The organism is Paraburkholderia sp. BR10141 (assembly GCF_056155635.1).
Genome location: NZ_JBMIQH010000004.1, coordinates 119,881 through 143,035 on the forward strand (window position 1 = coordinate 119,881; position 23,155 = coordinate 143,035).

The following is a 23,155-nucleotide window of genomic DNA, read 5'->3' on the forward strand; positions in this document are numbered from 1 at the left end:
CGCCGCCGTTCCTGTGCGCCGAGAGTTTCCGGCGCGCCTGAACGAGCTTCATCGTTCGATGGCGGCATGTGGGGTCTGGTCAGGCTGCCGGGGACAGGTTGCGCCAGACGTGAAAGATAACTAGCGGTTAGCGGCTTATTAGGGCTGCATCCGGGCATTGGCACGCGTTCGCCTTTTTCATTTCAGGCGAGCGATGGCGAAGCTTTGCCCGCGACCGCCGAAGCCTTTCCGACAACGCGCACACATGGCGCGGGACAGGCTTCGAGAACGTGATGGCAATGTTATGAACCTTCGACTGACTCGACGACGACTCGGGAGTCTCGCAGCCGTGTCCATTCTGGCCGGTTGCGCCGTGCCGCCTGCCCAGCAGGACCAGGCATCCAGCGACGCCCTTCGCACGAAGGACGCGGCTTTCACTGCGCCGCAGGGCTACGGCTCCGCGCTCGCTGCGCTGCCCGCATCGGGCACCGCGAAGGACAACTCGCTCGCGAACGCCGAGGCGATCGACGAGAACGGCCCGGACGTCCACTCGTTCCACCAGACCGGCCGCGCCTCGTGGTACGGCCGCGCGTTCCACGGCCGCCGCACCGCAAGCGGCGAGCGCTTCAACATGAAGGCGCTCACTGCTGCGCACCGCACGCTGCCGCTCGGCTCGTATGTGCGCGTGAGCGTGCCCGGCACGTCGAAGTGGGTAGTGGTGAAGATCAACGACCGTGGCCCGTACGCACGTGGCCGTGTGCTCGACCTCTCGTATGCCGCCGCCAAGCTGCTTGGCGTGCAGCATGCGGGTACGGCGAAGGTGGACATCGAAGGCCTCACGCGCCAGGAAGCGAAGGCCGCGCAAGCGGATATGCTTGCCGCGAACTCGAACATCGATCACTAAGCGATCTCGTTTGGGCGTGGCGCTGAGTGCGCCGCGACGCGCCTGAGACTGAACCGCCTGGCAGAGTTGGATGTATACGCGAAAGGCCGCCTGATTGACTCAGGCGGCCTTTCGGTTTTTCTGGCTGGTGCTTTTGACTGTAGTCGGCTGGCGGCTCAGTCGCCCGCTTCTTCCCCGCCTTCACCCTTCAATTCCAGCGCCCGCGCGTAGAGCGCATTGCGCGACGCGCCCGTGAGCGCCGCCGCGATCTTCGCCGCGCCCTTTACCGGTACTTCCTGAAGCAGCACGCGCAAGAGCGCGTCGTGATCGGCTTCGCCTTCCGCCTGCTCGCTCGCGCCTTCCACCACCAGCACGAACTCGCCGCGCTGACGGTTCGCGTCCCCTGCCAGCCACGTTGGCGCTTCGGCCAGGGTGCCGCTCCAGAGCGACTCGTGTAGCTTCGTCAATTCGCGGGCGATGAGGATGCGGCGCGCGGGACCGAACGCATCGGCGAGCGACTGCACGGTTTCGACGATGCGATGCGGGGCTTCGTAGAACACCATCGCATGCGTATGCGAGGCGAGCGGCTGCAATGCGGCTGCGCGCTGCTTGGGCTTGGGCGGCAGAAAACCGAGGAACGTGAAGGTCGAGACCCAGTCGCCGGCAGCGGAAAGCGCCGTTGCGAGTGCGCTCGCGCCAGGTAGCGGCATGACGTTCAGGCCGGCGGCGCGCACGGCGTCCACGAGTTTCGCGCCCGGATCGGAAATGCCGGGCGTGCCCGCGTCCGAAACGCAGGCCACGCGCTCGCCCGCGCGCAGAAATTCGATCACGCGCTGCGCGGCCTCGCGCTCGTTGTGCTCGTGCACGGCGACGAGCGGCTTCGAAATACCGTAGCGCGCGAGGAGCTGGCCGGTGTTGCGCGTGTCTTCGGCGGCGATGCGATCGACGAGGCCGAGCACGTGCAGGGCGCGCAGCGTGATGTCGGCGACATTGCCGATGGGCGTCGCCACGACGTACAGCGTGGCGGCCGGATATTGCTGGGCCTGTGCGAGTTCGAAGGGGGACGAGAGGGACGTCATGACACGCAACGCGCGAAAGCAGGAAAAGAGGCCGACATTGTGCCACGCGGGCGCGAGTGCACCCGAGGGAAGCGGCGCGAACGAAAGTGCACGCGTCGACAACTTTTGCGCGCGGGCGCAGTCGAATGCCCAACGCCGCGCGACAGGCGCGCGTTTCGAGGCGCACGCACTGGCGTTTTTACGTCGCGAGCGCCTGGAGCTGGTCGCGCGCAACGTGAATTGCCGCGGCGGCGAACTCGATCTCGTGATGCGCGAGCGCGACGGCACGCTGGTTTTCGTGGAAGTGCGCGCCCGCGCGCGGCCGGCATTCGGCGGGGCGGCGGCGAGCGTGGGATGGCGCAAACAGCAGCGCGTGCTGCGCGCGGCGCGCTACTTTCTCGCGACGTGGCGCGCCGCCGATGCGAACGGGAAAGCGGCCACGCAAGCGCGAACGCCGCCCGCGTGCCGCTTCGACGTGATCGCGTTCGAGAGCGGCCGGCTCGTGTGGCTGCGCGACGCGTTTCAACCGGAAGCGCACGAGAGCTAAAACTTACGCAACAGAAAGAAGGGTGAAAATGAACGCCCTCGAGTGCGCTAAACTTGCGGCACGCCGCACCGCGCGGAAATTTTGCGATACCCGCAGTACAGATTAGAGAGTCGATGTCCGTCGAACGCATTCAACAGCACTTCCGCGATAGCGCAGCCACTACGCTCGCGGCCATGGAAACCCTGGCGGTCCCGATTGCCGCCGCGGTCGATACGATGTTCGCCGCGCTCGCGAACAGCAACAAGATTCTCGCGTGTGGCAATGGCGGATCCGCCGCCACCGCCCAGCAACTCGCCGCCGAACTGATCGGCCGGTTCGAGCGCGAACGCCCGGGCCTGCCCGCGCTCGCGCTGACCACCGACGCCTCGGTGCTCACCGCCGTTGCCAACGACTACGCGTACGAGCAGGTATTTGCGAAGCAGGTGCGCGCGCTCGGCCAGCCCGGCGACGTGCTGCTCGCCATCACGACCTCGGGCAACTCCGTAAACGTGCTGGCCGCCATTCAGGAAGCGCACGAACGCGAAATGGTCGTGATCGCGCTGACCGGCAAGGGCGGCGGCGACGTGAACAGCGTGCTCGCCGATACCGACATTCAGCTGTGCGTGCCGAGTGACCGAACGGCGCGTGTTCAGGAAGTGCATCTGTTAACTATTCACTGCCTGTGCGACGGCATCGACGCGATGCTGCTGGGCGAAGACTGACACCGTAAGACGAAGAGAGGGGAAGTTGATGAGCAGATACGGCATGACGCGCGCGCTGGCACGGACCACGCTGACGATCGGCTTCGCAGCCTCGCTCTGCGCAAGCCTGCAGGGCTGCTTCCTGGCGCTGGCGGGCGCGGCGGGCGGCACAGCGCTGGTGGCAACCGACCGGCGCACGGTGGGATCGCAAACGGAAGACCGCGAGATCCAGGTGAAGGCGCTGGCCGATCTCGGCAAGCAACTGCCCGACACGGCGCACGTGAACGTGGCGGTGTTCAACCAGCGCGTGCTGATCACGGGTGAAGTGCCCGACGACGCCTCGAAGCAGAAGGCCGAGAGCATTGTGCGAGCCGTGACGAACGTTGCATCGATCGTCAACGAGCTGGCGGTACAGCCGGCCAGCTCGTTCTCTTCGCGCGCGAACGACTCGTACCTCGAAGGACGCGTGAAGGGGGAGCTGATTGCCTATAAGGACATCTCCGCGAACAACTTCAAGGTCGTGAGCGAGCGCGGCACGATCTATCTGATGGGGCTGGTTACGCCGCAGGAAGGCAATATCGCCGCCAACGCGACGGCCGGGGTGATGGGCGTGACGCAGGTGGTGAAGTGCTACCAGTACATCGACCCGCAACAGGCGACGGTGGCGACGGCGGCTGCGCCCAGTGCGCCGGCGGCGGCGCCTGCTGCCGATGCGCCGACGGTGGGGGCGGTGCCTGATTCGGGCGTGACCTCGCAGCCTATTGAGCATCAGGCGCCCGCGCCTGTGACTAATTCGTCGGCTACGAAGGCGGGGAATACGGGGGCTTTGTGATGCGGCGGTTTGTTGGTGGGGTTGTGGCTGGGGTGGTGGTTGCTGGGGCTGGTTTGGGTCTCGCTTCGCCGGCGGTTGCTGCTGTGGCGGATGGGGTGAAGGTGGCTCAGGCGAATGCTTGCATGGGGTGCCATGCGGTGGATCGCAAGCTTGTTGGGCCTTCGTTTAAGGATGTCGCTGCGAAGTACAAGGGCGATGCAGGGGCCCAGGGCAAGCTGGAGAAGAAAGTGCGGGACGGTGGGGCAGGGGTGTGGGGGGCTATTCCTATGCCTTCTCATCCCGGGATGAGCGCCGGCGATATCCATTCCGTTGTGGCCTGGGTGCTCGCCGGAGCGCCTTCGAAGTAGTTTTGCTTGGGGTCAAACTTGATGCTTGGCAAAACGGATTTTGTGTGTGTAGAATCGGTGATTCGTTGGGGCGGTAGCTCAGCTGGGAGAGCGTCGCGTTCGCAATGCGAAGGTCGGGAGTTCGATCCTCCTCCGCTCCACCATTAAGTATTCCACGAAGTTCCGCATGAAACCGGAACCATTTATTTGCAGTAACTGCAGATTTATGCGTCCATGACAAACTGAAACGACATGCTTCCTATCAAAGCCGGCCACGAGCCGGCTTTGTCGTTTTGGACGTAAACCCGCAGCATCTATTCTTTAATCTTTGAAAGGTTTGAATGGCTCCTAGGGAGGTCGGAATGGTCGCTCGATAAAGGTGCGCTCCGTTCACGCGGGTGCGCTGCTCTGCATCCAATCGAGAAGCCACCGGGCTTACCGGGGCGAAGCCGCGGTTAGGTCAATGGAGTCGTGGCTAATTTGCCCCGCAAAGAGTCGTCGCCGCGAGTGCAGGCTGTCGTGCGACAGAAAGCGAGCATCATTGTTCGCGATATGCGAATTGCATTGCTATGTCGGCTCGTCTTGCCCTGCCTTGGACGGCACTCCATAGTTACTAAAAAGCAGCAATAATAGCGAGCCATCAACAGAGCGAAGCTCTCAGTCCATTGCAGCTTGCCATGCAACTGAGGGACAGCGGCGTGGCAACGAGGCAGGCGTGGACGCGGCATGTTGAGGCGTAGATGGCATCTTCGCGCTGACAGGACTTTCGCATCCCATTCCCGGCTGGTTGCACGTGTGAATGTTAGATAAAACAAGCGAGTAACTAATGACCTCTGGCACGCTTCATCCAATTCGAGCCCGCAGCCACCTCCTGCAGCTCTTGGGCGACGAGCTTATCGGCGATGACCGATTGGCGATCTTCGAGTTGGTGAAAAACGGATACGACGCAGACGCCAACGAAGTCGAGATCACGGTGAACCTAGCACAGCGTGGCGCTGAGTCAATTGTCGTGCAAGATACCGGGGACGGTATGACACTGAGCGACATCACCGGGAAGTGGCTAGAGCTTGCAACTGACTCAAAACGTAAGAATCGCACGACTCGAACGAAGCGCTTTCATCGGTTGCCACTTGGCGAAAAGGGCGTGGGGCGCATTGCGTCTTTAAAGCTTGGCCGCTACGTTACGCTAACGACACGTTCGGCTGCATCCCCGGAATACGAGGTGTTTGTCGATTGGGACAAGCTAACGGAGCAGGGTCCCTATTTGGAGAACCTTAGTGTGTCTGTTCGAGAAAACGAGACACCGAAGTTCTTTAGTGGAGATAGCACCGGCACGCGAATAGCAATATCGGGGTTGCGGCGCGATCAATGGACTCGCGGTGATCTTCGCAAGCTGTATCGACTGGTCACTTCCCTTGCAAGCCCCTTCAAAACACCCGATCAATTCGTCGTCAAATTCAGCGCCCCAGGGAGAGAAGGCGATCTTAAAGATCTAATTGCACCGAACGATTTTTTGGGCCTCGCCGTTTGGAAATTCGACTTCAGGATCGACGGCCACTGCTTCAATTGGAGCTACGCGTTCAATCCGCCTCATTGGAAGAGTGTCAAGGCTCGCAGTGCGACGATGAAAGACGATCGTCTTTTGCTTGCACCGGCATTGGATTCAGATGGTGAGAAGCGCCGGTTGGCGAAGGCGGACGAACCACTTTTCGCGACAGACACTGATCTCAGGGATATCGGCCCAATTGACGGACACATTTACGCCTACTACCGGCGTTCAGAAGTTCTAAACGCCACGGGCAGCTCCTCGCAGGTACGGTCGTGGCTCGATGATCAGACTGGCGTTCGTGTGTATCGTGACGGCGTCCGCGTTTTTACATATGGCGAGCGGAACGACGACTGGCTTGGTCTGAACGTGAGGCGTATCAACGCGCCCGCGGGAAAGCTTGGAACAGCATCTGTTGTTTCGGCAATTCACCTGAGTCTTGACGAGAGCGACGGCCTACGGGAAAAGACAAATCGCGAAGGATTCGACCAAAATGCTTCCTTCGAAAGGCTTAGACGGATTGTGCTGAGTGTCTTCGAACACTTAGAGCGACTTCATGCCGAGGACCGCCGTGCGCTAGACGAGGTTATTAAAGGAACGGTGGAAGAGAAACCCGTTCTTTTTGTCGAAGCGATGGACCATTTGCGACATGGCTTGAAGTCTAATCGACTTGATCAAAGTTTCGCAAAAGACATTGATGCTATTGAACGAGAGTTTGTGCAGTTGCGCGATGTTATGACGAATGCGGGCGTCGCAGGACTCAACCTTGCCGTCATCTTTCATGAAGTCGAGCGGGAGGTCGATTCACTAGCTAGCGCGCTTGAACGTGGCCTCGATCAGCGGCGTTTGCGCGAACAGATTGAACATCTTCACCAGTTACTCCAAGGTTTCGCGCCTTTATTGCGCAAGAACGTGACACGATCCGTGTTCGCAAGCGGAATCGTCCGAGCAGCCTTAATGACGCGAGAGCCTCGCTTTAGACATCATCACGTGACACTGTCAGCGCCCATTCTCAATAAGGAGCAGCCGGATTTCAGGATTCGCGGGGCGTCAAATCTGATATCTGGAGCGCTCGGTAATTTGCTCGATAATGCACAGTATTGGGCGAGATATAGAAAGGAGAGGGAAGAGCGAGCGGATCCAGCTGCGGTACTTGTTGCTTGTGACTGGGATGATCAGTCAACTTCAGGTTTTATTGCTGTCATTGACAATGGACCAGGGTTTTCGATCCCGCGCGAACGTGCGGCGGAGGCATTTCACACAACGAGACCAGGCGGCATGGGTCTCGGACTCTACTTCGCAAAGCATGTAATGGAACAGTGTGGCGGTGAGCTTTCAATTCATACCGCCGACGAGTTTAGAGATGAAATCGATATTCCGAAAGCATTCGATGGGGCTGCAGTCGTTTTACGATTTAGGGAGACCAAATAATGTTCGGTCCTGTAAGGGCTGTCGCAGTTGACGATGAACCGCGGCATTTGCTTTCAATAACGTCGGGACTTTCTGCGCTTGGCATACCATGCACTGGGTACTGGTTTGACCGGGATACAAATGCACTCAAACCGGAGCCACCCGCGGGAGGTCTTCCATACCTGCGGATACTATTTACTGATCTCAATTTAGCGGAGCTCGGTGGTGTACCGGATACACAAAGTCTCTGGTCTGCCGTTGTAAACGTCATCAAACAATTGCTCTCAAAAGACAGCGGCCCATATCTGCTTGTCTTTTGGACTCGCGTTGGTGCGAAAGCCGAAGAAGTGAAGCAGATGCTGTACGCTCGAGCTGAACAGCTAGATGGGATTCCTTGCCCCATCGACGTCCTCGAAATGTCGAAAGGCGAGTTCCTCATTGAGGGGCCCAATGGCCAAGAGTTTGACGCAGGCTTACGCGAATTCTACGGCGCATTGTATGAAAACGTCGACCGATTGCGGGAATCTGTAGCAAAGGCAGTTGCAACCGATTCGAACCTCAATCTAGTCTCCGCTTGGGAAACGCGAGCAGCACAGGCTGCAGCGCTAGCAGCAAACGAAATCCATCGGTGCGCACAGTCAGACGTAGCCGACCCTTCGCAAGTTAGCGAGTCTCTTGGTAAGGTGATGGCCAAGATTTCCGTGGCTGCAGCAGGCACTGCGTCTGCCAGAACTGAGCCTGCGCGTGCGTTCGACGCCGGTATGGTCGATATTCTTGTCGATCAACTTGGTGCTTCCGTCGAATCTGGCGATTACAAAGCTTATATACGAGACTCTATCGGTGCGAAGGTGGCCGAAGATATCCATTTTTCAAATAACGTGTTGATGCACGCCGAGCTCAATACATTCTTTCAGATAGAAAGGGAGATCTCAGCAGCCAAGTCGTGGGATCGAGGCGTTGTCGTGCCTGCACGTCCACCCATGAACGGTAATGTCCTCGGATTCAATACGCGAGAGCTAATAGACGGGGAGTTTCTTTATCCGCCCGAGCTTTTTGGTGAGGAAGAACGAGATCAAATTAGGGCACAGCTACAGGACTTCAGGCGGAACGCCGAAGTTGTACTAGTCGAAGTCGGTGCCGATTGCGACCATGCACAGGATCATGAACGAACACGCCGCTACCTTGTCGGCCTTGAAGTGCCCGAGGGACTGGTGCATTTGGCTCGTGGCCCACAAGGCGGTACTTTGCGTAATGGATCTCTAGAATTGCTGGGTCCTTGGATGATCGGGGATGCACCGACTTATCTACTCGTCTCTTGTAGGCGATTTTGGACATGGCAACGGCGTAATCCACCCGAAGTTCACGCAATCCGGTACCGGCTTAGAGGCTCAGTGGTGGACAAACTGCTTCATCGGTATTCGGCATGGAGCAGTCGTCCTGGCATTGTTGAGTTTAGATGAAGTTTGGTTGCAGAGATTTTGACCATGGCAAGCCATCACGCTGGACATTTCGGGTATTCCTTTTAACCGTGATGCCGGAACATCCTTCGAGAAAGGAATCCCTGCAAGCAAGCGATCGGCCAACTTTATTTGTACCGTAATGTCCCGTGTGTTCATCGGGGGGGGGCGAATCCGACGAGCCAAGCCCATTGAAAGCGATCGCTTGCGCTCGCTTTCATGGGCATCTACTTCGAAGTAGCAATGTTTTTCACGAAAGACTCGGATGCGGCTGGGTACCGTACCGGTTTAGTGTCTTGAGATGGATTGATCGCCCGCGCGGGACGATACTGACACGTCTCGAACTTCGTCGACACGACCTAAAGCCATATCGCAGTACAGACTGCGATCAAGAACTTGAGGGAGGCGAGAGAGCAATGCTGCTTTGCTCTTGCCGGTTTTCCTGACTTGAACTGCTCTCACGTTTTCGGCTCTGTTTCCTGCATCTAGGCAAACACATCCTCGGGGTGTTGCTAGCTTACGTCATACTTCAATGGTCACCTTCGATCCAGATGTTGGTTAGGTAGTCTGCCGATCCTCACAACCAGAGGATGTCGGTTAATGCAGCACCCTAGATCCATCGCCCGCCGTAGCGAACAAATGCGAAAACACCGCCTGCGACTTGTTCAGGATATCAGCCGGGGTATAGCCCAAGCCAGTCAGCTCGCTGTCCCACAGGTGGATCTCGATCTCCCGCTTTAACTGGGCCTGCTTCGCTGCTAGGTCGCGCAGGTGATCCATCAACAGGTGGCCCTTCTCCAGCTTCGCCAACAGCTCGGTTGCCACTTTCTTGATAGTCTCGCGCTCCTTCGGCGACAGGGTGTCCTTCTGTAGCAGATCGAATACGGCCAACTGCTGCTCGTTGTCCAAGCCTTCGCGCTGGAACCGCACGGCTTCTTCATCAAGGTTATCGTAGATAGCAAACAGGTCGTCCATCACCTTCTGGATTTCGACGGCGTCCTTGTCCTTGTTGTATCCCGCAATAATTTCCTGATAGCGCTCGTATAACTTGATCCGCGTCGGATTCTGCACGACCATATCCTTAAGCCGCGCCTCAATCTTCTCCATCAGATTCATGGCGACGATATTCTTCTGCTTGATCTGCCGGAACTCGGCGCGCAGGCGATTGAAGTCTATCTTGGAAAGCTCGTATTCCTTCGTCGTCCTAGTCGGAGAGGGCTCGGTCGTCACGGCGGTATCCACCACATCGTACAAATCCTGCAACAGTGCGCTCACATCCGGCGTGGTGCGTGCCGCTTGCAGCTTGTTGTATATGGCGTTGAGCGCAGCCTCCTGATCGTCGTAACGGTGCAGGCCGGGATTCGGGAACAGGCTGCGATACTTGGCCTGAATGTCCTGCACATGGACACCAAAGGTCTTTCGGCGCTCGGCCGTCGATGCCAGCAAATCGACGGCCTCCAGGATCTTCGCCCCCTTATCCATGCCTTTGGCCTGAATCACCTCATCTAGGTCAAAGCCTAGATCGGATAGGAACTCGGTTGCGTCACGCAAGCTCAATGCATACTCAGCCAGTGCTTCAGCTTCATCCTCCAAATACGCCGGCTCACCTTCACTGCTGCCCGCTCCGTCTCCACGGTCGCCTTGGGCGAACGTTGCCAGTGCCTTGCGCAGACTTTTGATCATGCCGTTGTAGTCAATGATCAGGCCGTTGGCTTTCCCGCCGCCGACACGGTTCACGCGGGCAATGGCCTGCATTAGCGTGTGGCCCTGCATCGGTTTATCCAGATACAACGTGGCGAGGGATTTCACATCGAAGCCGGTCAGCCACATTGCGCAGACAATCGCCACCCGAAACGGGTTTTCAGCCTTCTTGAACTCAAGCTCCAGATCGCGATTGACGATCTTGGCGCGGTGCGGCGTGATATCCAGCGGGTCGCGACGATGGTTACGCCACTTCTTGAACTCCTCAATCTCACCCTGTTGCGGCGACACAACCACGCAGAATTCGCACTCACGCATCCACGTCAGACGCTCACGCTTTTGCACCAGCAGCGCTGGAAACGGCTTACCTTTCTGGGAAAACAACGTTTCGTCGGCAATGATGTCTGCTTCTAGCTTATCTGCCTTGGCACGCCATTTGTCCGCGATCAAGTCATACATCTTCACGCAGGTGATCTTGTCGATACAAACGAGCAATGCCTTACTGTTGCCGTCTTTTACGGCGTTGCGGCGCTCGGAATAGTGATCGACGAAATCCTGCGCGACCTGACTCAGCCGGGTGGGCGCAGTGAATATGACGTACTCACCCGCGAGCTTCTGGTAGAGCTTGTCTTCCTTCTCATCAGTCCACGGGTCTTCCGCCGTCGCGCTCTGCTTGGCTTCGTCGATATAGTCGGCGATGCGCTCACTCACCTTGGGGTCAATGATCCGCAGCTTCTCGCCCCGATTGATGTATTTCAGTGGCAACGTCGCACCATCGGCCACGGCACGCTGAAAATCGTAGATTGACACGTAATCCCCGAACACTTCGCGAGTAAGCTGCTTTTCCGCGGCGGCGATCAACGGCGTGCCAGTGAAGCCAAGGAACTTGGCCCGTTGCAGACCCTTTCGCATGTTCAGGGCAAACCGTCCGTACTGGGATCGGTGCGCCTCGTCGCTGATGACGATAATGTCATCGCGATCTGAATAGCCGTCCTCCTCTACCCGTTCATTGAACTTCTGTATCAGGCTGAACACATACCCGCGATTGCCGTCGCGCAGCATCGCACGCAGCCCGGGACCATTCTTCGCTTGGTCAGTCTTGGCGTTCGCCCGTCCGCAGTTCGTGTACGTACTCGCAATCTGGTCATCCAGCTCGGTACGGTCAGTTACGATCACGAAGGTGTAGGCCGACGACAGCTTACGATGGATCTTCTCTGTCAGGAACACCATCGAATACGACTTGCCTGATCCTTGGGTGTGCCAGAACACCCCCAATTGCCCAGCTGCCAGCTCGGTCCGCACCCTTTCATCGTCGGCGTTCAGGCGGGCGATGACACGGTTCACGCCGAGGAATTGATGGTTGCGCGCGACGACCTTGCTGGCCGCGCCCTCGCTGGTGTCGAATAGAATGAAATTCTCCACGAGGTCGAGCAGTCGTTCCTTGTGCAACATGCCGTGAAGCAAACGCGGCAACTGCATCTCGGCTTTCTTTGGTTCGGGATCGTCTTCATCAAGACGCTTCCATTGGTAGAAGTGCTCGCGCATAGACGTGATGCTCCCGTATCTGGCTTCCTCGCCATTGGAGACCACGACAAGTTGGTTCCAGTGAAACAGGCTCACGATGGTACCGTCCACGGCCGCTTTCTTGTCGGTCGCATCCCATCCGCGATAGTCGCGATAGTTCTTCTTGTAGGCGTCCGTGGCAGCCACATCCAGTCGCTTCAGTTCCATGAACACCAGTGGCAGTCCGTTGACATAGCCAATGACATCTGGGCGGCGGGTATAGATCGGACCACGAATCCACAACTCGCGGATGACCTTGAAGTCGTTGTTGTCGGCATGGCCTTCGGTGAAGTCGATCAGAGACAGACGACGATGCACCATACGGCCGGTCTTGTCTTTGTAGTGGACCAAGACGCCGTTGCGCAACAGATCATACTTTTCCCGATTAATGGCAACCAGCGTCTTGCTGTGATCGTGTGCCAGAACCTGTTCCAGCGCCTGCATATAAGCGGTGTCTGGCAGCTCCGGATTAATGCGCTTGAGCGCAGCAAGCAGGTCACGGGTTAGCACCACTTCGGCGCGCGATGTACGTCCCAGCAGCGCTGCATTGCCTTCGGCCTCGTCGTAGGCGTTAACCGAAGTCCACCCAAGTTCCTCGTGGAGTATACGAGCGGTGTCCTCCTGAATCATCTTGTCTTCGCTGTATTCCGACTTCGCCATGTCAATGCTTCCCCGTGGGTGGTTCCTCGCGGCTGTCTACCGCGTGTGATTTGTGTATCAGCCCGCGTCCCGTTCCGATAGCGTGATTCCGGAAACGTCTAGTTTCCCCGACATTAGTTTCGGTAGTAGCGCATCACGGGCCTTTACAAGAGCATCGTTTTGCATTTCCAGCGCATCAATTTGGTTGCGCGCCTCTTTTGCAAAACTTACGAACATGTCCTGAACGTCGGCAGACGGTATGAAGCACTCAACCGAACGCAAAATGGTCGCGCTCAAGTTCAACATCGTTGCACCTACCGCTTGGCCCTCAATCCATTTCACCATATCTGGTTCGGCGAGTTGGTGATAAAGCAAAACGGGATGCAGCGGAACTTCCGGGAAGCTGATTTTCAGGCAGCCAGTTCCACAAAGATAACCGGTCTGATGTTCCTCGATGATTGCTCGCTTGGATATCTCGCCCCGGCGTGGAAATACGATGTCCAGAGGCTGAAGCGAATGCCGTGATAAACGAAGAGCTGTTGATTCGTCGACAAATGCGATCTTGTTCATACGGACACGATCACCAACAATATCTTGCGGCATGATCACTGGAATTCCCGTTTCAGTGTATTCATGGCTGTGCAATTGAGAACCAAACGGGCCGGTCTGGACAACTGCACCTTCCGTTTCGTCAGCAAGTTGGCCCAGAGTCAAACGACGCCAGCCCTTCGGCACACCGCCCACAACCTTCACGGCTTCGTGGCCTGGAAAGCGCAGATGCACGAACCACTCGCGATACAAACGGCGAGCAGCTTCTTCCAGCAGCTCGATGCGGCGCTGATTGGTGGTGATCAGTTCGTCGTAAGAGTGAGCGACGTCTGCAACGGCTTTTTGTACGTCGATATCGCTTGGAACCTTGATCTCGAACCCTTCAAGGCGATCCATTTCAAGTTTCTTCGTGCCATGAGCAGCCTCGGTTGCGAGATCGCGAATGGCGATGGCATTGGCGGAGAGGCTATAAAAGATAAATTTTCCGTCAATACCATCCTTCGGAATTAATGCCTTAACATCCTGGTTGAATGACATTGGACGGAGCGCTAGTGAGATACGAAACTCCTTGGCCAAAGACATCCCACGGACAACTGCAAATGTGGTCCCTGCAGGAACCATCCGGCTGCCGGCTTCCAGACCCGCCTCCGTAATACGCAACGACGTATCGCTCAAGAAGCGTTCGGTCATCTCTGCTGAGCTCACCCACGGGATGTCGCCATCCCAAAATTCCACATTTCGTTTATTCGGGGTGCCGCCTGACAGGAATTTCACGCACTCCCTTAAAGATCGAGTCTCCCAACTCATGCGAGCAGCTCCTCAAAATTGCGGCCAATGCTCGCGGCCAGCTGCACTGCTTTCTCATTCAACTCGGCCAGCTCTTCATGGATGGTCCGCATCTTCTCAACGAAATCCTCCTCATCATCCTCCGACGCAGCAGCGCTGCCCACGTAGCGCCCCGGCGTGAGTGAATATTCGGTCGAGGCAATCTCAGTCCGAGTCACCGCCTTGCACAGCCCCGGTACGGCAGTGAACACGCCATCTGGGAATCGTGACAGCAGCCAATGGCCCTGCGCGATGAAATAGCCGGACTGCTTCACGGCCTCCAGCATGCGGTCACGAATGGTGGGTTCCTCTTCCTTCTTCGCGTCAGCAGTGAGCAGTGCGCGCCGTACTTCACGGATCGCCTTCGCATCAAATGCTCCGCTCGACCGCGCGTGGAGACCTTTCTCCGCCGTATCCAGCAACTTCAACCAGAGCTTATGGCGGCCTTCTAGCAGCTTACCCGTCGCCTTGATCTGCAGAGCCAGTGCTTCCAGCGTGGCCTGCACAGATTTCAGTCCGTCGAGCTTGGACGTGCTCGCGCCAGCAATAGCCTGACGCGCGTCGCCGGCAGATTTCAGTAGTACGTCGATGGCCTCCGCCTCGGAGGTATTGGCCCGCGCAGCCACGATTTCTGCCTTGTAAGCTTTAAGCACGTCCCGGCTGATTGCCGCATCTTCGTCCACACCATCGTTCAGTTCATCAAGCGTCGCACCATTCGCGAAGGTGCCGAGCTTCAGTGCGAGCGTTTCAACTGCGGCGGTGTCGGCAGCTATACGTTCGGGCAATTCAGCTAGCCAGTCTGCAGCCTGTCGCTGGTACTGCGCGACCAATGCGGTGAATTTTTCGCGCTGCCCACGGTACAACCAGACAATCGCATTGAGGTTGGCAAGCTGTTCGTCGGTAAACACATGCGAGCGTGCTGAGACGACGTGATACACGTTACGCGCATCGAGCATCAGCACGGTGTCCTGCAGAGACTGTGGTTTGCCCTTGTCAAAGAACCAGAGCGTGCAAGGCAAGCCGCGGGTGTAGAAGAACTTGTTGCCGATAGCCACCATCACATCGACATGGCCGGACTTGACCAGCTGCTCGCGAATGTCGCGATCCTTGCCGCCTGCGTCGCTGGCACTGGAAGACATGACGAACCCAGCCCGCCCTCTTGGGTTCAGGTACGAATAGAAATACTGAATCCACAGGCTGTTCGCGTTGCTGATTGCGCCGGTTTTGGCGTTCAGACCCGGCAGACCAAAGGGCAGTCGACCGTTGGGTTCGGCCTGGCTTGCAACCTTCTTGGTTTCTACGCCGTCCACATTGAACGGCGGATTGGCCATGACATAATCGCACTCGCCCACCAGATGTTCGATTTGGTCGTAGAAGGTGTTGCCTTGCTGGATGTTGCTGGCGTCCAAGCCATGCACCGCCAGGTTCATGCGGGCCAGCTTGGCGTTGGTGTCGCTCTTTTCCTGCCCGTGGAACACCACGCCGCTATCCAGCGGATTTTGATGACGGACATCCTCGATGAAGTGACCGGACTGGACGAACATGCCCGCCGAGCCGCATGCTGGATCGAGTACCAGACCGTGATCCGGCTCAATGATATTGACAATCATGCGCACCAGGGAGGGCGGCGTGAAGAATTCGCCACCTTCCTGCGCGCCCGTCATCGCGAATTTATTCAGGAAGTATTCGTAGATGCGGCCGAAGACGTCACCAGTTGCATTCCTGATAGCCTGATCATTAAAAATTTTAATCAGGCCCGCGAGCAGGTCAGGTTCGAATGCGGCATAGCCGCGCGGTAGCGCACCAGCCAACACGGTATGCTCAGCCTCGATCTTGTCCATTGCCGCATCGATGACTGCGCCCACGTTCGCACCTTTCGGAAGGGCGGCGATGTGCTCGAAGCGCGATTCTTCCGGCAGATAGATGGCGGCCCTCCCTTGGAAACCGAGCTTGATCAATTCTTCGCGGCGGCTGGCCGGAACCCGCGGTGTGATGCCGGCCGTGATCTCCGGCAGGTAGGCCTCGAAACGGTTGCTGGCATGGCGTAGGAAGATCAGGCCTAGCACCGGCATCGAATACTCGCTAGCCGTAAGTTTGGAATTGGCGCGAAGCTGGTCGGCCGCTTCCCACAGTTTGTTTTCTAGTTGCTGGATGTTCATTCGCTGGGTGTCTTGTTGTCAAACGTACCGCATGCACCGGGGCGACTAGCTAGACCGTGCGGCCAATAGCCGCCTGCCGCTCGCAATGATGCTTTGCGGGGCGAACTCCTTAGCACGATCCGCAGTCATGTCCGGGAGACACTAGTTAATCTCCACTTTGGGTTCGGCCAGCCCTCCGGCGCTTTCCCATAAATCGCATATACGCTTGCTTCGATTTTAACCGAAGCCGACTGGTCAATTCCTTGGCTAGACATCGACGAGACAAGCGAACCGAGTATCACCTGAAACGGGGGAGAAAGCACGGAATAGCTGTGTTTCAACGTCGGTTGCCCTGAACCCACATGAAGCTGATCTATGAATGATCGCTTTCCTGCACCCACTGCAGCTCCAGCCGCATTGCGACGCGGGTCTACGGTCGCAAAGCCGGCGGCGCCGTGGGCGCGGCTGCCGCACTCGGCGGTGTTGACCTTCGCTTCGTCGCTGCACCGGTCGGCTCAGTCTTCGTTGGCCTCGCGGGCGCCCTGATGAGCGCCCTGTTTGGTGGAGCTGCGGGATGTGCCGCAGGTTCGGCCGTTGTCGAGCAGATTGGTACCCACCTGCTCGACAACTACGAGCGCACGCGGTGTAGGCCTGTGTTCAGATGCCAATACGCGTCCTGAAGCCTGACTGCACGACGTCGCATGCCACAAACGCGGCTTGCGGCATTCACATTCTGATGCCTTCCTCTATGAATCTGGGACGCTGCTCTGTGCCGTCGCGCCGCTGAGATGGGCGCGGGAAGAATGAAGTTCTTTCCTCGTAGCATAAGCGGCGGCGCGGACTACAGGATTCTGAAGTGACAAACCGGCTCTATTTAAGGCTGCATCTATTGACCTCCGAGATACGTGAGCGTGATCCTCGTACATCCGTTGGACAATCTCTGTGGCGAGAAGCCGCTCGGCTTCGGCCTGTTCTTGCATGCGCGCCTTGACCCAATTTCGGTGTAGCCGAGAAACCTCTCTACACTCTTCACGGTACCAGTACATTAGATACGAATGTCTGTAGCCAAGCTGGCTCGCAACGTCTCGCATCGGAATCTCTGAGTATCCGATGCTGACAATATGATCGAGTGCCCGCTTTAATTCGTCGTGCTGCGCTTGGCTGAGCTTTCTGGGGTAAACGCGAGTCGGCCATTTTGGAGTTTCAGGCGGGCTGAAGGACGGAGGGACGCCCTGCACAATGAATGCAACGGGCGTGGTGCCAAGCCTTCGCGTCAAATTAAACAAGGCCGCGAAAGAAGGCTTATGCCGTCCTGTTTTCCAGCTAAGCATTGCAGACCCCGAAAGCCCCATCGCCCTCTCCAGTGGCCTAATTTGTCCCTGATAGTGCTTGTCGACGATTTCTTGAACGCGCGACCAAAAATACTTCGCATCCAGCAGGTGTCTAATCTTCGCGCCAGCTGTGATCATTTCACCCACTGCGTCGAGCGCGTCCAGTCGATTTGCGTGAGTCTCCTCCGCTGGCTGCGAACGCATGCGGTCGTGAATCGACTGAGCCAATGAGTATCCACAGTGGGAACAATGATCGAGATACGAATGGCGCGGTACAAACGGCTGGTGCTTCAGGCACGAAGGACAGAAATCCGTCAATGACGTACGATGAACGGGGCAAATGTGGACTGGCCCTGCTTGCCAGATAAGAGGAAAGTACGGCTCTTCGCCAGCAGCTCGCCATTCGGAAAAACATGTTGGACACCATCGTGGATGCTTATGTAGCAACCCTTGGGAATGGTAGTCAAGGAGTCCTGCCCACGGGAGGAATGTACATTCATCCAACCCCGACTGCATCGTGAGCTTCTCGAGGCCAATGCAGAATTCGAGCGCGTACCTCCCCAGACCATTCATCGTCTTGAGGTAGGTGCTTGCAAACCTGGCACTGTGCTTGTCGTATTTAATTCCGCATACAGGCAAGATCTCGTGCTTCACTAGAATCATTGGCCTTACTGTATGTTCCCGGGCTAGCCTGATGACGAGGCTGTGTAGAGATTCACCCATTATGGTGCCGTGAGCGATCGGACTTAGCCGAAAAAGGTGGCTACGTGGCGGCATGTCCCATTCTGGAGTGGGCCAGAGGCAGAATTCGGATTTCATTCGAAATGCCCTCCTACCGCGTCGCGACCAGGTTTGCGCTTGCCCGGCTTCGACCGGCGTTGGGACGTTCTCACCGAGGGGAACGAGTCCTGCGTGATATCGCGGGCTTTCAGATTCAACGATGGTGCGGACATGAAACCCAGTTCCCTTGCAAGCTCTTCTGCCGTAATGTCAACAAGCAGCTGCTCGCCGGCTTTGGCCTCCTTTAACATAGTGGTCAACTTGTAGTTCGTATATGAGGTTTTGCTGAGCACCTCGGCGTCGACCACGGTTTCATTGGTAAGCGCATATTCAAGTGCACGTTGCAGCCATCGTTTTAGGAGGCCAACGCATCCGACGCAGTGCATGAGAAAATAGTCGGGTCGATCGACGAGGCGCTTGTCCCACTTGATTGGAAGAGCCTGCAGAAGGGAATACACGCTGTCACGAAATGACTTCCCATACTTGTCTCCTGACTCAAGCTCTTCAACGGTATATCGTCCAAAATGTACAATTTCTGTACGACGCAGAAGTTGCGCATGAAAGTTTTCCCTTTTCACCAGATCATAGGTAGAGGCGAGAACCATCGGTATCGCGATGTCGTTGACGAGGGATTTAACAAGTTCAAGCTGGAGAAGATGTTGCGAGCGAGACCGCGCAATGAACAGGTGACTCGCCTCATCGAAGGCAATAGCCCTCGTTTTTCTGTTTGCAACGCAGTTACGCACAGCTCGTCGCAGTTCTTCTGCGACCAGCCGAGACAGGTTGCTTACTACCTCGCCGTCGAGTTCCGTTTTCAATCGCGCCACAAATTTCTTTCCGATTAGTGGCTCGTTGAAGCGTTCAAGGATGCGAATGAAGGCGTCTTTCCAGTTGAAGTCACCGTGAATTGGAGCAGGTAAGCGTACCCACAGCGCCGGCACGATAGACGGATCGGCGGAAAGCTCATCTTGCGCGGCAACATTGATTCGCTTGACGAGTTCTTCGATGATTACGGACTTCCCTACACCCGATGGCCCGACGAGGGCGACAATCGAATCACTAAACGATGGGCTACCTATCTGGCTGAGGGACGCCAAAGCCTCTTCGAGCTTGGCGTGCATGACGCGTCGGTTCGTGAACTGAGCGAGCGCCGCAGCGTGGCCTGCATTCATTGGCGAGGATTGCATCAGAACTCTCCCAGAATCTTGGGCTCGTATGGAACAACGGGCGGAAATCCATCTTCGCTCTGTGTTCGTGTGAGGAAGGATTCGTCCACCTTGCCATTCGTCGACTGGTTGCTCAGTGCGACGTTGGATTCGACCTCTAATTGATGTAACCTCTGCATTTCAAGCCGCTCTTCCGCTTCGACCGAAAGGAGGAATTCGGCTAGTTGTTTTGCATTTACGGCTTCCTGTCTGCCCGCAAGTCGAAACTTTTCCTTGAGTCGATCGCTAGCGAACTTGAGTTCCCGTTCGGATCGGTCCTTAAATGCGAGATAGTATTGCGATCGGCACTCGTGCCATTTTCCGTCAAGGTAGGCGAACGCAATACCCATATTGAACGGTTCAAATCGCACGGGAACGTCCTGGCCGATGTTTCCGAGAACGCGAAGAACCGGTGATGAGTAGTAGCAGTAGTTGATCTTTACGCCGCTAGTAGTGATCCTTGCGGTCCCTTTTGCCGTCGATGGACGAGTTAGCATTAGGAACGCCTCCGAATACGGTATGTGTACGTGATTTCTCCGCCCCGTTGTCTCGAGGCCGATGTTGAACTGTTCGGCCGGACTTCGACCAAGGGTCGCGTGATGGTGTGTGTGATACACCTGATTGAAATACTGCTCGAGCCGCGCACTGAATCTTTCGTACGTCCACATAGCGAGTTCAGTCGGGGATACTTTCTTCGTTACCTTCCGGTAGTGGCGTTCCGCCTGAGTGTTCCCGGTAAGGTTAAAGATGAAGGCTTCCTGAGTCACGTTGAAGAAGCTTTCGATAATCGATCCGGCACGGGGCTGACGCGGGGGGCGCTCTTTCTTGCGGCAATTGAGTGCGGCAAGGAGTTGCTCGAAATACGTCGACTCAAACTCAGGGCCATGATCGACAACAATAAATTGCGGAACTCGCCCGTGACGACGGACGCAGTCACGGATGACCATCATGCAGGACCTGTACGCGGGTTCGTCGAAGGTTAGGTGATAAGCAAGTACTTTGCGCGAGAAGGCGCAAAGCAACATGGTTAGCCATAAGCTTTTAACCGTCTTCCTGCTATCGCGTGCAACCAGCCGTATTGGCAGGGGAGTATGGTCGAGATGAGCAATATGGAACGGGTGTGTTCCGTGCACGGGAGTGGTGTAATCGAGCCACCACGATGGAACTATCGGCTCTTGATCATAGGCGATTGCGCTTCCGTGCCGGCTCGCAACGGAGCGTATGTTCTTTAGCTTACGCATCTCCCGCGCGAAGGCTTTTCGACTTGGGGCAATAAGTCCCTCCTCTTCACAGAGAGTGATCACCTTGCCAAACATGGCAGTGGTCGTTTTCTGCTTGGGCTCTACCCAGTCGGTGTTGAAGACGTCTTCGAGTATCCCGATCACTCTGGCATCGAGTTTTCGCTCCTTGTTTCCCTGAGTATGATCAGCATTCGGAATGAGCCCAAGGAACCCGGAGCCATATTGGGTCTCCGCTCTGCGGTACTTTGCCAACCAGTAGTATTTCGTCCGGGCGCATCGGGCAGAAAGCGTACTCCGCTCGTCCGGTCTGAAGAGTGCTTTATATCGCTCGACCGCAGTCTTTAATTGGATCTCGCTGGCGCGCTGTATTTGAGCAAGGTGTTCCGGGTTTTCGTACTCGCTTCGATCTGGATGCGGGACGATTTTCCCTTGGCGTGCTAGCTCATCGACGATGCGCGGAGTTAGTTCGATGAAACTTGATTCCGCTGTGCCGTGTAGGTTAAGGCACCGACATGCGACAGCGGTGTCTCCGCGGTTGATCACTTCCCACGACTTGCCGTCCCAATCGAATCGCGTTCCAGGAAGCATTTCCAGCGCAGCGCTCTTTGACAGCGTCTTCGTCTTTGACTGAGCGAAGGTCCGATATGCTGTCTGAGCCTGGATATCGCGGAAGATGAGCGCGCTGTCTCGTTCGGTGAGTCGATCCGTCACTAGGTCGAAGAGGACCCGTCCCGTGGCGATCTCGGCATAAAGCGTGTCCGCAATATTAGGGATGGCGTCAAGTACAGACTGGATGGTTACCCATGGGCTAGCTGCCAGATACTCCTGCAGCGCGAGCAACTGTTCTGGCTCTTCGTCATGCGTCCAAAGCCGATAGTCTCGAAGGAACTCAATGTTCTCGACCAACGGCCACATATTTTCCGCCGAAGAGCGCAGGTGAAAATCTACGCCAAGGCGCGCAGCGGCCTCCTCCGCAGGCGCGTGGCGCCAGCGCCCCTCTTGATCTACTGTATATATATGACTCTTCTCGCGCGCGAGCTGGTGAATGTCCTCCTCGAGCTTGCATTCAATGAACTCAAATCCACTTTGCGTGATGCGGAAAAAGTCGGGTGTGTATTTGTGTGTAGATCGCCGTCCATTGGGGTGGTAAGCAGTCGGCTGGAGTTCCCTCGGTTGCGAGTAGAACTCAAGCGTTTCGTCGTCAAAGTCCCAAGTGACTGCCGCCGCATATTCGGTATGATAGGCCTCGCATTCGAGTACGAATCCCATTTTGCGACTGCAGTACCTCACTGCGGTACTCTTCCCTCTTCCTGCAACGCTGCGTACGGGGGAATGATGCCTGATCCATCGAATGACTTTCCGGCCTTCCTCGGGTATGTTGAGCCGTTCGAACATGGCAAGTAGCTCTTCGTCATTCAGCATGATCAGCTCCCGAAGCCGTGCTCGGTAATTGAGGTCTCGCCAAGATACGAATCAGCGGCAAGGAGCCGAGGGCGGAGGCGCCGGACGATTCGCCGATGGGATCAAGTTCTGCGCCGGAACACTTCGAGTTCCTTGTAGTGAATTCGATGGCGAAGTCGACCTTGTGATTTGCATAAGGAGCACGCTTGCTGCCGCGGCCTCCGGGGTGTACCAGACCATATGTTCTGCTCCAAAGAGTGTTGTTGCGGACGGCATCCGAAGAACTGAACCTGTTGGCTAGTCCAGAAAGCTCTGGAGCGCTCGGCAGGACGAGCTTTCCTGGATCGATTGGGGCGTGGATGATGCGCTCGCCGCGTTCCGCTTTCGGATGTGGGGTGTTTTCAGCCCGGCAGGCTGATACTGAGTGGTCTAAGTTGCTCACGTGCGTTTCTCCGGCGTAGCCGCCCCCCTGGAGCCAGTTGGGGCTCCATCCGGGGCGACGAGGTAAAGGAGTCCGCTGCCGAGCGCGACATTCGGCAGAAAATGGACGAAGAAAGAGGTTCCTGTTGACAAACAGGAGAAAACGCGGGATAAGTGAGTAGTCCGGACCTAGGACAACGCACTTCCGTAAGACAGCCCGCGCTCTGGCAGGAACGCGGGCTGTTTGCGTTTTTGCGGCCCGAATCGTCGTCTATCGAAGGCCGCGCTCTAAATGGGGTCAAATTATCGTGATGTGTGTGATTGAAGCCTCCGTAGAAAAGGAATTTGGATTGGCGGGATAATCACCTGCCGGGAAGGTATCAAATCTAGCGGATTTTTGCGGCTAAGCGCAAGATGCACATGTCTGAAGTCGAGGTGGTGGCGAAACCCATGCTGGTAAAGGGTTTCGAGGGGTTTGCTGGTGATGGTAAATTTAAATCAGTCGACATGATGACTGTGATTCACATGACGTAATTTAAATCAGCACGAGTACTGATTTTAATTACCATGTTTTTACGTGGTCGTTAGCTGCTAGGTCTGAAATGGCCCTTGTCTTGGCGATAACAGGGAAAGCACAGAGGTAC

At 56.7% G+C, this 23,155-nt stretch carries 15 protein-coding genes and 1 tRNA gene; 8 read left to right on the forward strand and 8 right to left on the reverse strand.

Annotation, left to right across the window (positions count from 1 at the left end; translation table 11 throughout):
- Nucleotides 1-283: 283 nt before the first annotated feature.
- Nucleotides 284-883 (forward strand): septal ring lytic transglycosylase RlpA family protein, encoded by a 600-nt coding sequence (locus tag ACOJB8_RS07115; protein WP_069265199.1) that lies wholly within the window; start codon nt 284-286, stop codon nt 881-883.
- Nucleotides 884-1,038: 155 nt separating this feature from the next.
- Here the strand turns inward: ACOJB8_RS07115 and rsmI are convergent, their stop codons facing one another.
- Nucleotides 1,039-1,941: a 16S rRNA (cytidine(1402)-2'-O)-methyltransferase gene (rsmI, locus tag ACOJB8_RS07120; protein ID WP_368618034.1), complete on the reverse strand. Its 903-nt coding sequence runs from the start codon at nt 1,939-1,941 to the stop codon at nt 1,039-1,041.
- On the opposite strand from rsmI, the gene ACOJB8_RS07125 reads away from it, so the two are divergent.
- The 7 genes from ACOJB8_RS07125 (at nt 1,940) to ACOJB8_RS07155 (ending at nt 8,721) form a co-directional block, all read left to right on the forward strand.
- The gene (locus tag ACOJB8_RS07125) at nt 1,940-2,467 is read left to right on the forward strand and encodes a YraN family protein (protein ID WP_368618035.1); all 528 of its coding nucleotides are present in this window, start codon (nt 1,940-1,942) and stop codon (nt 2,465-2,467) included. The two genes, rsmI and ACOJB8_RS07125, sit on opposite strands and share 2 nt — an antisense overlap.
- A gap of 113 nt (nt 2,468-2,580) precedes the next feature.
- Nucleotides 2,581-3,168 carry a phosphoheptose isomerase gene (locus tag ACOJB8_RS07130; RefSeq protein WP_069265196.1) on the forward strand — a complete coding sequence of 196 codons (588 nt, stop codon included), beginning with the start codon at nt 2,581-2,583 and terminating at the stop codon, nt 3,166-3,168.
- 28 nt (nt 3,169-3,196) lie between these two features.
- Nucleotides 3,197-3,979 carry a BON domain-containing protein gene (locus tag ACOJB8_RS07135; protein ID WP_368618036.1) on the forward strand — a complete coding sequence of 261 codons (783 nt, stop codon included), beginning with the start codon at nt 3,197-3,199 and terminating at the stop codon, nt 3,977-3,979.
- Complete coding sequence (locus ACOJB8_RS07140; RefSeq protein ID WP_368618037.1) at nt 3,979-4,326, forward strand: c-type cytochrome; 348 nt, start codon at nt 3,979-3,981, stop codon at nt 4,324-4,326. The genes ACOJB8_RS07135 and ACOJB8_RS07140 overlap by 1 nt, the downstream gene beginning before the upstream one ends.
- Nucleotides 4,327-4,393: 67 nt before the next feature.
- A tRNA-Ala gene (locus tag ACOJB8_RS07145) sits at nt 4,394-4,469 on the forward strand.
- A 662-nt stretch (nt 4,470-5,131) separates the two neighbouring features.
- Nucleotides 5,132-7,282 (forward strand): ATP-binding protein, encoded by a 2,151-nt coding sequence (locus ACOJB8_RS07150; RefSeq protein ID WP_475011770.1) that lies wholly within the window; start codon nt 5,132-5,134, stop codon nt 7,280-7,282.
- Complete coding sequence (locus ACOJB8_RS07155) at nt 7,282-8,721, forward strand: hypothetical protein (RefSeq protein ID WP_475011773.1); 1,440 nt, start codon at nt 7,282-7,284, stop codon at nt 8,719-8,721. The genes ACOJB8_RS07150 and ACOJB8_RS07155 overlap by 1 nt, the downstream gene beginning before the upstream one ends.
- A gap of 594 nt (nt 8,722-9,315) precedes the next feature.
- Here the strand turns inward: ACOJB8_RS07155 and ACOJB8_RS07160 are convergent.
- From ACOJB8_RS07160 to ACOJB8_RS07190, 7 genes are all read right to left on the reverse strand, one after another.
- A complete protein-coding gene (locus ACOJB8_RS07160) occupies nt 9,316-12,642 on the reverse strand; it encodes a type I restriction endonuclease subunit R (protein WP_475011776.1) in 3,327 nt (1,108 codons plus the stop codon).
- A gap of 57 nt (nt 12,643-12,699) precedes the next feature.
- Nucleotides 12,700-13,977, reverse strand: a complete 1,278-nt coding sequence (locus ACOJB8_RS07165; protein WP_475011780.1) for a restriction endonuclease subunit S — start codon at nt 13,975-13,977, stop codon at nt 12,700-12,702.
- The gene (locus tag ACOJB8_RS07170; RefSeq protein ID WP_475011784.1) at nt 13,974-16,154 is read right to left on the reverse strand and encodes a type I restriction-modification system subunit M; all 2,181 of its coding nucleotides are present in this window, start codon (nt 16,152-16,154) and stop codon (nt 13,974-13,976) included. Before ACOJB8_RS07170 ends, ACOJB8_RS07165 begins: the two co-directional genes overlap by 4 nt.
- A gap of 725 nt (nt 16,155-16,879) precedes the next feature.
- Nucleotides 16,880-18,283: a TniQ family protein gene (locus tag ACOJB8_RS07175; protein ID WP_475011786.1), complete on the reverse strand. Its 1,404-nt coding sequence runs from the start codon at nt 18,281-18,283 to the stop codon at nt 16,880-16,882.
- A complete protein-coding gene (locus ACOJB8_RS07180; RefSeq protein WP_475011790.1) occupies nt 18,280-19,431 on the reverse strand; it encodes an AAA family ATPase in 1,152 nt (383 codons plus the stop codon). The genes ACOJB8_RS07175 and ACOJB8_RS07180 overlap by 4 nt, the downstream gene beginning before the upstream one ends.
- Nucleotides 19,431-22,112 carry a hypothetical protein gene (locus ACOJB8_RS07185; RefSeq protein ID WP_475011793.1) on the reverse strand — a complete coding sequence of 894 codons (2,682 nt, stop codon included), beginning with the start codon at nt 22,110-22,112 and terminating at the stop codon, nt 19,431-19,433. Before ACOJB8_RS07185 ends, ACOJB8_RS07180 begins: the two co-directional genes overlap by 1 nt.
- Nucleotides 22,102-22,533, reverse strand: a complete 432-nt coding sequence (locus tag ACOJB8_RS07190; RefSeq protein WP_475011797.1) for a hypothetical protein — start codon at nt 22,531-22,533, stop codon at nt 22,102-22,104. Before ACOJB8_RS07190 ends, ACOJB8_RS07185 begins: the two co-directional genes overlap by 11 nt.
- Nucleotides 22,534-23,155 lie beyond the last annotated feature (622 nt).